Origin of the sequence: Protofrankia sp. Cr1 (genome assembly GCF_963555865.1) — a bacterium.
Taxonomy (GTDB): Bacteria; Actinomycetota; Actinomycetes; order Frankiales; family Frankiaceae; genus Protofrankia.
In genome coordinates this window covers 3,638-4,525 of sequence record NZ_CAUVXO010000051.1, presented here as the reverse complement: position 1 = coordinate 4,525, position 888 = coordinate 3,638, and the positions used below count along the sequence as shown (strand labels likewise).

1 protein-coding gene is annotated in these 888 nt (G+C 68.1%); it reads left to right on the top strand.

The genetic code is table 11. The features are described 5' to 3' along the window. Positions 1 to 344 precede the first annotated feature (344 nt). On the top strand, positions 345 to 888 hold a 544-nt coding region (locus tag U9980_RS07195), incomplete at its 3' end, for a maleylpyruvate isomerase family mycothiol-dependent enzyme (protein ID WP_322767216.1).

Below are 888 nucleotides of genomic sequence, written 5' to 3'. Positions count from 1 at the left end.
TGTGTGGTAAGTCTTGATCATACCGAAGCCCTCAACGCGACCGAAGCCGCGTACCTACAAGAGCGGCCGCCATAGCGACCGATTCCACCTACTGTCGGACGACATTCGGCTGAATGGTAGGTGGTTCCGGTCATCAGGATAGCCTTAACGACCTACGCACCCCGGCCCCGTCACCCGGATTCTGTTCACCGGCGGCATCAAAGTAGCCGGGACACACCGTCCGTTACCCGACATCGCCTGCATCGTGTCGATCTCCCCGGCGGCCTCGGCCCGCTCCCACTCCGCGACGTCACCTCGTGAGCCGGCGTTGACCTGGCTGACCCCAACGGACTATGACTCGACAGGTGAATAGTGCCGGATCCGCTGAAACACGAGCCCGTTTCGACCATGCGGCCAGCGCGTTCGCGTCGCTCGTGGCAGGGATCACCGATGACCGTTGGGCGGCCCCGGCGCTGGGCGAGTGGTCAGTACGCGACCTGGTCGGGCACGGCAGCCGGGCGCTGTCGACCGTGGCGACCTACCTTGGGACGCCGAGCCCCCCAGCCGATGTGGACGCCGGCACCGGAGTCGATTGTGTGGATGCGGTCGGCTACTACCTGGCGGTGCGTGGCGGCCTCGGCGACCCCGCGGCCGTGACCCAACGTGGTCGGGATGCCGGCGCGGCACTCGGCGACGATCCGTCCGGCGCGGTCACGACGCTGGCCACCCGGGTGCGCCAGCTGGTGCGCGAGAGTCCCGACGACGCGGTCGTCACCACCCCGGTCGGCGCCATGAGGCTGGTCGACTACCTGCCGACCCGGACCTTCGAGCTCACCGTCCACACCCTGGATCTGGCTCGTGTACTGGGCAGCCGGCCACCGGCGGCGTTGGGCATCGCCGTCGGTGGCA